Genomic DNA, 12,476 nt, shown 5'->3' on the forward strand with positions numbered 1-12,476 from the left:
CTTGCAGCGTCCCCCGCAACCGGACCCACCCCGCCATCCCCCAGGAAACCGGCTTTGGCTGTTGAGGTTGCCGGCCAGCGGCCGGCACTACCGGGTGCCGGCCGCAGCCCGGCCATCAGGTCCCTACATGCACCCGGTTCGCCTGCTCGGCCAACCCCAGGTGATCCAGCGCGATATCCAGCGCCAGTACATAGCTCTGCGCGCCGTACCCGGCGGCGATGCCCAGGCGCTGGCCAACACCGGCCGGCAGGCACGGCTCGGCCACGGCGCCATCGTCATGCACTTCCACGTACGCGTTGTGCAGGTAGGGCAGCAGCCGCTGCAGGCGCAGGCTGTCGGCACATGCGCCCGGATCCAGCAGCGTCACCTCGCCACGGCTGTGGTCGGCCACGCGCAGCGCGTCCAGCAGTTCCTGCTCCGAACCGCAGGCGCGGATCGCCACGCTGGTGCCCGCATCGATCGCACGGTGCACCAGTGATTTCAGTACCGGCGCCGGCAGCGGCGCGGCGGTGCGGATCAATGCGCCCGCCGCTTCCGGGCCACGGATGATGAAGATCGACATGGCTCAGCCCTCCCGTGCCAGGCGACGGCTGACGATGGCCAATGACAGCGGATAACCCGCCTGCTGGCTGCGCTGGTCGACCACCACGGCGGCCGGGCCGTGCTGCAGGCGCAGGCGCGCTTCCAGACCGGGCTGGTGCGGCGACTGCAGTTCGATGTACTCCGCCGGCAGACCGTCCAGCGCCGCCTGCAGCGCACCGCCCTCGGCACACCATTGCGCCTCGTCGGCGACGCCGACATCAAGCAGCACCCAGTCCGCGGTGCGCGCCTGCGGCTGGCACAGACACTGGCGCACATCGGCCAGGCTGGCGCAGTCGGTGCACAGCACCGGATGGCCGGACAACTCGGCCGGCAGCAGCGGACGCGGCACCGACGGCGACGCATGCCGGATCACCAGGAGGGTCATACAACACCTTGCGCAAAGCGCCCTGCGGCGCGGTAGGCACACGATGCGCGTGGGGGCCGTAAAGGTGCGATGCCCAGTGCCCGGCCCGGGCGTAAAACCTTCATAACGTCCGGCCGGAATGCACCCGGTGGCTGCCGACCGTTGATCGGCACGGGCATGGAGACCGGCATGATGCGCGGGAACCTCACGCCTGCCCTTGCGGTCTGATGCCCACCCACCACCCGGAGCCTGACATGGATGCTGTAGCCCGTCCGCCGTTCCCAGAGCGCGCGCTCACCTGGCTGAAGAAGGAGGCACTGCCGCTGCTGGTGATGCTGGGCCTGCTCGCTGCCGCCCGCGACACCCTCGCCAACCACTACGTCGTGCCCAGCGGTTCGATGCAGCCGACGCTGCAACCGGGTGACCGGGTGGTGGTGGACATGCGCGCCTACGGCCTGCGCCTGCCGTTCACCAGCCAGGAGCTGCTGGCTACCGGCACGCCGCAGCGGGGTGAGGTGGCGGTGTTCGATTCGCCGGCCGATGGCACCCGCCTGATCAAGCGCGTCGCCGCCGTGGCCGGCGACCACGTGCAGCTGCGCGATGGCCACCTGAGCATCAACGGCCAGCCGCTGCAGATCGCTGACCTGGCCGACACCGAAGCTTTCGGAGAGCGCCGCGCCAGCCTCGATCTGGACAGCGGCGGTGGCCCGGACATCGCGGATCTGCAGGTGCCCGCCGGCAAGGTGCTGGTGCTGGGCGACCATCGTGGCAACAGCTTCGACGGTCGCTTCTTCGGCTTCGTCGATGCGGACAAGATCTATGGCCGCGCAGTGGCGGTGTACTACCGCCGTGGCGACGGCTTCGAGTGGCAGCGGCTGTAAGCTTATCGATATGCCAGAAGTATCAATCATGACTTATCAGGTTATGGATCGACTGGATGGACGGGCCTAGTCTGGGGCCCGCCCCCTCCAATCCGGCCGCCCCCACGGCCCACCGCTCCCATGACTGGCGATACCCCGGCGGCCCTCGCCGACCGTCCCCGTACTGACGACGCTCCCGTCGACACCCGCATCCAGCAGGGGACGCCGGCCTTCCGCCGCACCGCGCTGGCGCTGTTTTTGGCTGGCTTTTCGACCTTCGGCCTGCTGTACACGGTGCAGCCACTGCTGCCCGAGTTCAGTCGCCACTTCGGCGTGTCCGCTGCCGGCAGCGCGATGTCGCTGTCGCTGACCACCGGCACCCTGGCCGTGGCCATGCTGCTGGCGGGCCTGCTGTCCGATGCGGTCGGCCGGCGCCCGCTGATGATCGTTGCGTTGCTGGCCTCGGCCACGCTGTCGCTGTGCACCGCACTGGTCGACGACTGGGCCACCCTGCTGGTGCTGCGCACCTTGCTGGGGCTGGCGTTGAGCGGCGTGCCAGCTGTGGCGATGACCTACCTGGTGGAAGAGATGGACAGCCGCGCGCTGGGCCTGGCGATGGGCCTGTACATCGGCGGCAACGCCATCGGTGGCATGAGCGGGCGCCTGCTGGCCGGCATCATCGCCGACCACTGGGGCTGGCGCTGGGGCATCGGCGTGGTCTCGATCATCGCCATGGCCAGCACCGTGCTGCTGTGGCTGCAGCTGCCGCCGTCGCGTCACTTCCAGGCCAGTCGCAGTGGCCTGCGCCAGCTGCCCGCGCGCTGGCGCACGCTGTTCGCCGATCCCGGCCTGCCGTGGCTGTTCGCCACCTCGTTCGTGCTGATGGGTGTGTTCGTCACCCTCTACAACTACCTCGGCTACCACCTGCTGGCGCCGCCGTACCACCTCAGCCAGACCGTGGTCGGGTTGATCTTCAGCGTGTATCTGGTCGGCACCTTCAGTTCGGCGTGGATGGGCCAGCAGGCCACGCGCCATGGGCGCGGTCGCATCCTGTCGATCTCCTTCGGCCTGATCGCCGCCGGCATCGTGCTGCTGGCGATGCCGTGGCTGCCGGCGATGGCAGTGGGCATCGCGCTGGTGACCTTCGGTTTCTTCGGTGGCCATTCGGTGGCCAGCAGCTGGGTCGGCAGCCGTGCCGGCTCCATGCGTGCGGAAGCGTCGGCGCTGTACCTGTTTGCCTACTACCTGGGCTCGAGCGTGCTGGGCGGCGTGGGTGGTCTGGCCTATGCCGCGTGGGACTGGCTGGGCGTGTGCGCGTTCGCCGCGCTGCTGACCCTGATCGGCGGTGGCATCGTGTGGGCGCTGCAGCAGCGCGCGCCGCAGCCGGTGACCGCCTGACGCCCGCCGGGCCATGCCCGGCGAGCGCGCAGCGCGGCACCTCACGCTTCCGCAAACGCCCCACGCAGCAGTCCGGCGAAGTTCCGGATCAACGGTGTCACCCCCTCGCGGCGCCACGCCAACTGCACTTCCGAATGCGCGCCGGCATCGGCCAGCGGCACGAAGCGCGCACCTTCCACCCGGATGTGGTCGCACGACGAAGGCAGGATCGCCGCACCCAGTCCCGCAGCGGCCAGGCTGATCAGCGTCGAAGCCTCACCGGCTTCCTGCACGATGCGCGGGGTGAAGCCCGCCGCCGCACACAGCGCGATCATGTGGTCATGGATGCCTGCTCCGGCGCTGCGGTGGAACGCCACGAACGGTTCCTGCGCCAGATCACGCAACGCCAGCGTGCCGCCTTTCGACAGGCGACGCAGGGCAGGGTGGTCGGCATGCACGATCAACGCCAGCGGGTCGACGAACAGGCTGTGCGCCACCAGCTCGGCCGGCAGCGTGCGCTTGCGGATGATGCCCACATCCAGGCTGCCATCGAGCAGCGCATCGATCTGCTGCAGGGTGTTCATCTCGCTCAGCTGCAGCCGCACCTGCGGATACTGCTGGCGGTACTGCAGAATCGAACGCGGAATCTGCGGTGACAGCGGCGTGGCCCGGGTCAGGCCGATACGCAGCTCACCCTGCTCGCCACGCTGCGCGCGCTGCACTTCATCCACCGCCGATTCCACCTGCTGCACGATGCTGCGCGCACGTTCCTGCAGCAGTTCCCCTGCAGCGGTCAGCTGCACACGCCGATGGCTGCGCACGAACAGGCGTGCACCGATCAGTTCCTCCAGCTGCCGGATCTGCTGGCTGAGCGGCGGCTGCGACATCCCCAACCGCTCGGCCGCCTGGCCGAAGTGCAGGGTATCGGCAACGGCAAGGAAGTAGCGCAGGTGGCGAAGTTCGATGGACATGGATGCAGTCTATCCAGCCCGACGCCGGGAATCGTCATCCACGCATGGCGTGGATCAACCATGTCGACCAAGGTCGAAACCCACCAAGAGCAGGCCATGCCGTTCCGACAGATCGCGGAAATCTGTCAGAGGTGGGGCGGTGTGGGTGGGCAGGACCGTTGGCGCCATGGATGGCGCCATCGAGCCCCCAAGGACGGGTTTACGGCGTGTCCTGCCCACCCACACCGCCCCGCCATCCCACGGAATCCCCGCTGTTGCCTTTGACGTTGCCGTTGCCTCTGCCGTTGCTTCGGCAGGTGCAGGGCGCAGCCCTGCCGACAACCTCTCACCGCTCCGAATGCCCGCTCTGGTCGTAATCGCGCGGGCTGAACAGCTCCGGCTGGATCAGCTCGATGAACGCCCGCGCCTGCGCCGACAGCGCCTTGCCACGCCGCACGATCACCCCGTAACTGCGCTCCGGGAACCAGCGCTTCATCGACCGTGCGGCCAACCGTTCGCGGTCGGCATCGTTCAGGCACAGCGCCGGCACGATGGAAATACCCATGCCCATCGCCACGTACTGCTTGATCACCTCCCAGCCGCCCACTTCCAGCGCAACGGTGTAGGCGATGCGGTGACGCTGGAACACCTGGTCCACCAGCCGGTAGGTAATCTGCCGTTTCGGCGGCAGCACCAGCGGGTATCGGGCGATGTCGGCCAGTTCCAGCTCGCCACCGCTGGCCAGCGGATGGTCATGCGGGGCGATCAGCACCTGTTCGAAACGGTAGGCCGGCGCATAGCTGAGGTCGGCCGGCACATCGGTCATCGAGCCGATCGCCAGGTCGGCGGCATCCTCGCGCAGCAGGTCGGTGCCGTCGGCGCTGATGGCGTTGTGCAGGGTCAGGCGTACGTCGGGGTAATGCTGGCGGAAACGTTCGACGATCTTCGGCAGCAGGTACAGGATGGTCGAGCTGTTGGCAGCGATGTTCAGTTCGCCCGCGTCCAGCCCGCGCACCTTGTCGCGGAAGCGCGCTTCCAGACCGTCCAGGCTCTCCACCAGCGGCTGCGCCATTTCATACAGCAGCTGGCCCTCGCGACTGGGCACCAAGCGCCGGCCGCTGCGCTCGAACAGCGGTACCCCCAACTCACGCTCCAGCGCCTGCAACTGCAGGCTGATGGCCGGTTGGCTGACGAAAAGTGCCTCAGCCGCCCGTGAGACCGAGCCCAGGCGCACCGTCTGGCAGAACGCGCGCAGCGGCTTCAGCCGATCGGATTTGTAGGAAAAACGAGGACTTGGCGGGGTGCGCGTGGTCATGGCGTCACAAGTATTAGCACAAGTTATGTAAAGCATTGCAAAAACTGTTTTGCCAAATACAGGGCTGCGGCCGCACGGTGGAGTCGTTCCCCCACGCTGGAGTTCTGCCATGTCCGCCGTCGCTTCCGCTGTTCCCTCCACCGCCGCCAAGGCCACGCCGGGCATTGCCCTGGCGACCCAGGTGGCGGGCCAGGCCACCGTGCTGCCGGCGCCATTGCTGGCCCTGCTGGTGTCCCTGCACCGGGCAGTGGAACCCGGCCGGCAGGCGCGGCTGCAGGCCCGTCGCGAGCGCCAGGCGTTCTTCGACCAGGGCGGCCTGCCGGACTTCCGCCAGGACACCACCGCGATCCGCAGCGGTGACTGGACCGTGGCGCCGCTGCCGGCCGCGCTGCAGGACCGTCGCGTCGAGATCACCGGCCCGACCGACCCGAAGATGGTCATCAACGCGCTGAACTCCGGCGCCAAGGTGTTCATGGCCGACTTCGAGGATTCGACCTCGCCGACCTGGCGCAACCTGCTGGCCGGTCAGCAGTCGCTGGCCGCTGCGGTGCGCGGCGACCTGCAGTACACCGCACCCAATGGCAAGCACTACGCACTGCGCCCTTATGAGGAGCAGGCGGTGCTGATCGTGCGTCCGCGCGGCTGGCACCTGGACGAGAAGCATGTGCGCGTGGATGGCCAGTTCCTCGCCGGCGGCCTGTTCGATGCGGCGGTCTTTGCCTTCCACAATGCGCGCGCGCTGCAGTCCAGGGACCGCGGCCCGTACTTCTACCTGCCGAAGCTGCAGAGCATGGAAGAGGCGGCGCTTTGGGAGACCGCGCTGTCGCACATCGAAGGCATGCTCGGCCTGCCGCACGGGCAGATCAGGGTGACCGTGCTGATCGAAACGCTGCCGGCCGTGTTCGAGATGGATGAGATCCTGCACGCCCTGCGCGATCGCATCGTCGGCCTCAACTGCGGGCGCTGGGATTACATCTTCTCGTACCTGAAGACCTTCCGCCGCCACGCTGACCGCGTGCTGCCCGAGCGTGGCCAGGTGACCATGACCCAGCCGTTCTTGAAGGCGTATTCGGAACTGCTGATCCAGACCTGCCATCGCCGCGGCGCACATGCGATGGGCGGCATGGCCGCGCAGATTCCGATCAACAACGATGCCGCCGCCAACGAGCAGGCGATGGCGCGGGTGCGTGCCGACAAGCTGCGCGAAGTGAGCGCTGGCCACGATGGCACGTGGGTCGCCCATCCGGCGCTGATTCCGGTGGCGATGGCGATCTTCGACGAGCACATGCCCACGCCCAACCAGCATCACGTGCTGCGCCAGGATGTGCGCGTGGGTCGCGATGAACTGATCGCGCGGCCGCCGGGCACGATCACCCGCGCTGGCTTCGAAGGCAATGTCGAAGTCTGCGTGCGCTACCTGGCTGCATGGCTGGATGGCAACGGCTGCGTGCCGATCCACCACCTGATGGAGGATGCGGCCACCGCCGAGATCAGCCGCAGCCAGCTGTGGCAGTGGCTGCATACCCCGGGCCAGCAGCTGGACGACGGCACTGCCATCGATCTGGCGCTGCTCGATACCACCCTGGCGCAGCTGCCGGCGCGCCTCGGCGACACCTCGGCGCTGCCAGGCGGCGGCCGCATCGAAGAAGCCATCACCCTGCTGGCCGAGTTGAGCCGCAGCAACGAACTGACCGACTTCCTGACCCTGCCGGCGTACGCGCGCATCGACTGACCGCTGCATGCCGGTTTTCCCGCCGCTTCCTTCCCCGCTGCATCCGCACGAACCGAACTGGAGATAGACATGAGCACGCTGCCCACTGCCGAACAGATCCAGCACGACTGGGACACCAATCCGCGCTGGGAAGGCATCCAGCGCAACTACAGCGCCGCCGACGTGGTGCGCCTGCGTGGCACCGTCCATATCGAGCATTCGCTGGCCCGGCTGGGCGCGGAAAAGCTGTGGAAGTCACTGCATGAGCGCGACTTCGTCAACGCGCTCGGCGCGCTGACCGGCAACCAGGCCATGCAGCAGGTGAAGGCCGGGCTGAAGGCGATCTACCTGTCCGGCTGGCAGGTGGCGGCTGATGCCAACCTGGCCGGGCAGATGTACCCGGACCAGTCGTTGTACCCGGCCGATTCGGTGCCGGCGGTGGTCAAGCGCATCAACAACACGCTGCTGCGTGCTGACCAGCTGCACCATGCCGAAGGCAAGGATGACATCGACTTCCTGCAGCCGATCGTGGCCGACGCCGAAGCCGGTTTCGGCGGCGTGCTCAACGCCTTCGAGCTGATGAAGGCGATGATCGAAGCCGGTGCCGCCGGCGTGCACTTCGAAGACCAGCTGGCCTCGGTGAAGAAGTGCGGGCACATGGGTGGCAAGGTGCTGGTGCCGACCCGCGAGGCGATCGAGAAGCTCAACGCCGCGCGGCTGGCCGCCGACGTGCTGGGCGTGCCGACCCTGCTGGTGGCGCGTACCGACGCCGAGGCGGCTGATCTGCTGACCAGCGACATCGATGGCAACGACAAGCCGTTCGCCACCGGCGAGCGCACCGTGGAGGGCTTCTACAAGACCCGCAACGGCCTGGACCAGGCCATCAGCCGCGGCCTGGCCTACGCACCGTATGCCGACCTGGTGTGGTGCGAGACCGGCAAGCCGGACCTGGAATTCGCGCGGAAGTTCGCCGAGGCGATCCATGCGAAGTTCCCGGGCAAGCTGCTGGCCTACAACTGCTCGCCCAGCTTCAACTGGAAGAAGAACCTGGACGACGCCACCATTGCCAGGTTCCAGAAGGAGCTGGGCAGCTACGGCTACAAGTTCCAGTTCATCACCCTGGCCGGTTTCCACGCGCTGAACTACGGCATGTTCAATCTGGCCCACGGCTATGCGCGCCGGCAGATGAGCGCCTTCGTGGAGCTGCAGGAAGCCGAGTTCGAAGCGGCCGAGCGCGGCTTCACCGCGGTCAAGCACCAGCGCGAAGTCGGCACCGGCTACTTCGATGCGGTGACCCAGGCGATCCAGCAGGGGCAGTCCTCGACCACCGCGCTGACCGGCTCGACCGAGGAAGAGCAGTTCCATGGCGAGCGCAGCGAACGGGCTGCGTGATCCGGTCGTGCCGGCCGCTGGCCGGCAACCCTTTGTGTTCCCGCAGTCCTTGATGCTGTCGGCCAGCGGCCGGCGCGACCAGGGCTCGGACTGATCAGGGTGGCCAGGGAAGGGCCAGACGACGCCGGCAGATCGGGGGATCTGCCGGCGTTGTTGTATCTGCGGCTGCTGCGACAATCGGCGTCGCGGTCACCGCAAGCTATTGATATGGCTTTCTTTCTTCCTGCGCCCAACGCGTGTGAATGGGCACGGTTGAGTCATGCAGGGCGGGGCACCGCTTCTTCACAAAAATGAGAAGCGGCGCACAGTTTGATTCACTGATATGCTCCGCGGCTCACCAGGGGACGCTGGCGGCGGGTGCAGGGAATGACCGGCAGGGGTGCGGCCGAGAACATCGACACGACAACCGGTATCGCCAAGGTGGCGATGGCCGAGATCGTGCATGCGCTGCTTTCCGACGAAGAGGTCGCCCTGTTTGCCCGGTTTGCCCAGCCCTGCCGGCTGCAGGCGGGCCAGTGGCTGTTCCACCGCGGCCATCGCGGCGAGTGCATGTACATCATCCTGGAAGGCCTGATCGAGCTGGATTTCGGCGAGGACCTGGTGCTCAAGACACTCGGCCGGCATGAGTTCTTCGGTGAGCTCGGCCTGTTGATGGGCGACCACCCGCGCAGCGCCAGCGCGCGGGTGATGGCCGACTGCCACGTGCTGGAGCTGGGACCGGCTGATTTCCATCGCCTGGTCGAGTCCGACCCGGGGCTGGTGGCCTACTTCCTGCGGCGCACGATCCTGCGTGTGCTGACCAACGAGCAGGCCCTGATCAGCCAACTGCGGCGGCGCAACCATGACCTGGAAGCCGCGCTGGACAACCTGTACATCACCACCCACCAGCTGACCCACACGCGTGAGCTGGTGCGCACCGACGAACTGACCGGCCTGCACAACCGCCGTGGCCTGGCCCTGTTCCTGCAGGAATGCCGCACGCAGGAAGAGGGGCCGCCGCAGGCGCTGCTGCTGATCGATTGCGACCGCTTCAAGCAGATCAACGACCGCCACGGCCACCAGGCCGGCGACCGGGTGCTGCAGAGCATGGGCAACATCCTGCGCTCGATGGCCGGCGAACATGACCTGGCCTGCCGCCTGGGCGGCGACGAGTTCTGCCTGATCCTGCGCCGGGCCAATGTCGAGATCGTGCAGCACGCGGCTGAATTCATCCTCAGCGCGGTGCACGGCCTGCTCGAGCGCAGCCATGGCACCCCGCACGTCAGCCTGGCCAGCATCGGTGCCAGCCTGCTGGCCCCTGACGCGGACTGGAGCGAGTGGTACGCTCGCGCCGATCGTGCGCTGTACCAAGCCAAGCGCGCAGGCGGCAACTGCCTGCGGTGGGCCAATGGCCCGGATGGACACTGAGCGGAGATCCTGGCGATGAATGGCGACAACGGAACGTCGGCCCCGCATAACGCCCAGCTGCGGGCGCTGCTGTTCACCGACCTGTGTGATTCGCTGCAACTGGTGGAGCGTATCGGCGACGCTGCCGCAGCCACCCTGTTCCAGGAGCACGACCGTCTGGTGCTGGTATTGCAGCATCGCTGGAATGGGCAGTTGATCGACCGTTCCGACGGTCTGTTCCTGCTGTTCGAACGCCCGGTGGATGCGCTCGGGTTTGCACTGGATTACCAGCGCGACCTGCAGGCACTGGGCGAGCAACGCAGGGTCGAGCTGCGCGCACGAGCGGGCCTGCATGTGGGTGATGTGCTGACCTGGGAAAACAGTCCCGAAGCGGTCAAGGTCGGCGCCAAGTCGATGGAAGTCGAAGGCCTGGCCAAGCCGATGGCCGCGCGCCTGATGACCCTGGCGCGCCCAGGCCAGATCCTGATGTCGGCAGTTGCCGAGTCACTGACCCGACGCGCCACGGATGCCTTGGGCGAGCGTGGCCCACGCTTGCTATGGAAGTCGCACGGGCGTTGGCGGTTCAAAGGCATGCCGACCGTCCAGGAAGTGATTGAAGTTGGCGAGATCGGCTTTGCTCCGCTGCGCCCGCCGCGCGCCAACGCCAAGGCACGGCGTGATCTGCCATTGTGGCGGCAGCCGGTGGTATTGCTGGCGGAAAGCCTGATCCTGGCATCTGTGGTGGTGGGGGGCTGGTTCCTGCTGCGCCCGGAGCCGGCCATCGCATTCTCAGAGCGCGATTGGGTGGTGCTGGCCGACCTTGAAAATTTCACCGGTGAGCCGGTGTTCGATGAATCGACACGCCATGCGATCCTGATCGCACTGGAACAGTCGCGCTACGTGAATGTGCTGTCCGAAGGCAAGATCCGCGAAAGCCTGGAAATGGCGCGCTTGTCCGGCGATACCCGCTTGAATCGCGGTGCAGCGATCGATGTGGCCATGCGCGAAGGCGCTCGAGCGGTCCTGCTGCCGACCGTACGCCCCAAGGCAGGGGGCTATCAGCTGGGAATCGACGTGGTGGCCCCCGGCAGCGGGCAGGTGGTGCGCAGCTTCACCGTCGCCGCCGACGGCCCCGACCAGATGATGTTCGCGGTGGACGATGTCGTCGGTCGTCTGCGCCGTGGCCTGGGCGAATCGGTGGCCAGCCTGGAGCAGTCCTTGCCGCTGCCGAAAGCCTCTACCCGTGACCTGCGTGCTCTGCGCGCCTATGCCCTGGCCGAGAATGCCCTGGGCCAGCGCCGCTTCGAGGAAGCACGCAATCTCTACCAGGCTGCGATCGACATCGATCCCGGTTTCGCGCTGGCCTACATGGGCGTGGCCAAGCTGCTGGCCCGCACCGAAGAAGGGCGGCAGGCCCGCGAGGCGATGCAGCATGCGCTCGCCCAGCAGGAACGCCTGCCACCGCGCGAGCGCCTGTACCTGAAGGCCTGGCAGGAAGAACTGGAACCGGGCGGCTGGGCCCTGGAGCAATGGCGGACGCTGGCCAAGGTCTATCCCGATTCCTTCGCCGGGCTGTCCAATACGTCCTGGCTTCTGTTGCAGGACAATCGTTTCAGCGAAGCCGAATCCTACGCACATGCGGCGTCCGTACCGCAGGATCCGCTGCGGCTGTATCCGATGGTGCAGTTGGCACGCATCCAGATCGCCCACAACCAACCGCAGCTGGCCGCCGAAACGCTGATGCAGGCACAAGGGCTGCGCGGCCGCGATGATCCCGATGACACTGGCGTCGATGTATTTGTGGCGCAGCGCCGTTACGTACAGGCCGGCCAGCTGCTTGTGAAGCTGCGCACCGGAGATGCGCTGGCGCAGCGGATGCGGCTGCGTGCACAGCTGCTGCTGGCTGCCGACCAAGGTGATTGCGCGTCGATGCAGGCGGCCGTGCGCGCGGACGCACCGGCACCTGAGCTTGCGGACATGCAGGTACAGCAGCGATTGCAGCACGCCAGCGTGACCACGTTGTGCGCGGCGGGCGACAAAGCCGAACTGCAGGCCATCGCAGCGCAGCTGCAGCCGCTGCTGGAAGATCGCGACGATCCCATGCAGCAGGCCCGCAGCCTGCAGTGGCTGGCCCTTGTCTATCTGGCTCAGCGGCAGGGACAGACCGATGTTGCCGAAGCCTGGCTGCATGCCAACGAGGCGCTGCTGCGCGCCCAGCGCAGCCCGATGGTCGGTAAATGGATGCGCGTGGTTGCGGCGATGGGCGAACTGCAGAGGCAACGGCCGGACGCTGCGCGGGCCCTGATCGAGCCGATGCTCGATGGCAGCGAGCCGGTGCAGGCGCACGTGGTACTGCTGCATGCGCTACGTGCGCAGAGCGATGAAACAGGCGTGCGCCGCGAGCAGGAATGGCTGGCCCGCCACCGTGGCCAGGCCATTGCCGAAGTCTCGGCGATGCAGGTCTGGCAGCCGCTGAACGTGCACGATGTATCGAGCTGGGCCGCACCGGTGAAGGCGGGCGGCGCGCCCTGAGCCGGTA

At 67.3% G+C, this 12,476-nt stretch carries 10 protein-coding genes; 6 read left to right on the top strand and 4 right to left on the bottom strand.

Features of this window, described 5'->3' with window-relative positions; genetic code table 11:
- Positions 1–115: 115 nt before the first annotated feature.
- Both CR918_RS20290 and CR918_RS20295 read right to left on the bottom strand, forming a co-directional pair.
- Positions 116–562: a hypothetical protein gene (locus tag CR918_RS20290; protein WP_025875822.1), complete on the bottom strand. Its 447-nt coding sequence runs from the start codon at positions 560–562 to the stop codon at positions 116–118.
- A 3-nt stretch (positions 563–565) separates the two neighbouring features.
- Entirely contained in the window at positions 566–967 is a 402-nt protein-coding gene (locus CR918_RS20295; RefSeq protein WP_032978120.1) for a hypothetical protein, read from the bottom strand.
- Positions 968–1,200: 233 nt separating this feature from the next.
- Between CR918_RS20295 and lepB the strand changes: the two genes are divergently transcribed.
- Together lepB and CR918_RS20305 are read left to right on the top strand one after the other, a co-directional pair.
- Positions 1,201–1,827: a signal peptidase I gene (gene lepB / locus CR918_RS20300; protein ID WP_025875818.1), complete on the top strand. Its 627-nt coding sequence runs from the start codon at positions 1,201–1,203 to the stop codon at positions 1,825–1,827.
- Positions 1,828–1,947: 120 nt separating this feature from the next.
- Positions 1,948–3,204, top strand: a complete 1,257-nt coding sequence (locus tag CR918_RS20305) for an MFS transporter (protein WP_099844641.1) — start codon at positions 1,948–1,950, stop codon at positions 3,202–3,204.
- A gap of 41 nt (positions 3,205–3,245) precedes the next feature.
- Here the strand turns inward: CR918_RS20305 and CR918_RS20310 are convergent, their stop codons facing one another.
- Both CR918_RS20310 and CR918_RS20315 read right to left on the bottom strand, forming a co-directional pair.
- Positions 3,246–4,154, bottom strand: a complete 909-nt coding sequence (locus CR918_RS20310; protein WP_099844642.1) for a LysR family transcriptional regulator — start codon at positions 4,152–4,154, stop codon at positions 3,246–3,248.
- A 325-nt stretch (positions 4,155–4,479) separates the two neighbouring features.
- Positions 4,480–5,448, bottom strand: coding sequence for a LysR family transcriptional regulator (locus CR918_RS20315; protein ID WP_033832747.1), 969 nt, complete (start codon positions 5,446–5,448; stop codon positions 4,480–4,482).
- Positions 5,449–5,557: 109 nt separating this feature from the next.
- On the opposite strand from CR918_RS20315, the gene aceB reads away from it, so the two are divergent.
- From aceB to CR918_RS20335, 4 genes are all read left to right on the top strand, one after another.
- Positions 5,558–7,180, top strand: a complete 1,623-nt coding sequence (gene aceB, locus CR918_RS20320; RefSeq protein ID WP_099844643.1) for a malate synthase A — start codon at positions 5,558–5,560, stop codon at positions 7,178–7,180.
- A 69-nt stretch (positions 7,181–7,249) separates the two neighbouring features.
- A complete protein-coding gene (gene aceA, locus CR918_RS20325) occupies positions 7,250–8,551 on the top strand; it encodes an isocitrate lyase (protein WP_025875808.1) in 1,302 nt (433 codons plus the stop codon).
- 366 nt (positions 8,552–8,917) lie between these two features.
- Positions 8,918–9,958: a GGDEF domain-containing protein gene (locus CR918_RS20330; RefSeq protein WP_025875806.1), complete on the top strand. Its 1,041-nt coding sequence runs from the start codon at positions 8,918–8,920 to the stop codon at positions 9,956–9,958.
- 15 nt (positions 9,959–9,973) lie between these two features.
- Positions 9,974–12,469, top strand: a complete 2,496-nt coding sequence (locus CR918_RS20335; RefSeq protein ID WP_170929512.1) for a putative peptide modification system cyclase — start codon at positions 9,974–9,976, stop codon at positions 12,467–12,469.
- Positions 12,470–12,476: the final 7 nt, after the last annotated feature.

Source organism: Stenotrophomonas indicatrix, from assembly GCF_002750975.1.
Classification (GTDB): domain Bacteria; phylum Pseudomonadota; class Gammaproteobacteria; order Xanthomonadales; family Xanthomonadaceae; genus Stenotrophomonas; species Stenotrophomonas indicatrix.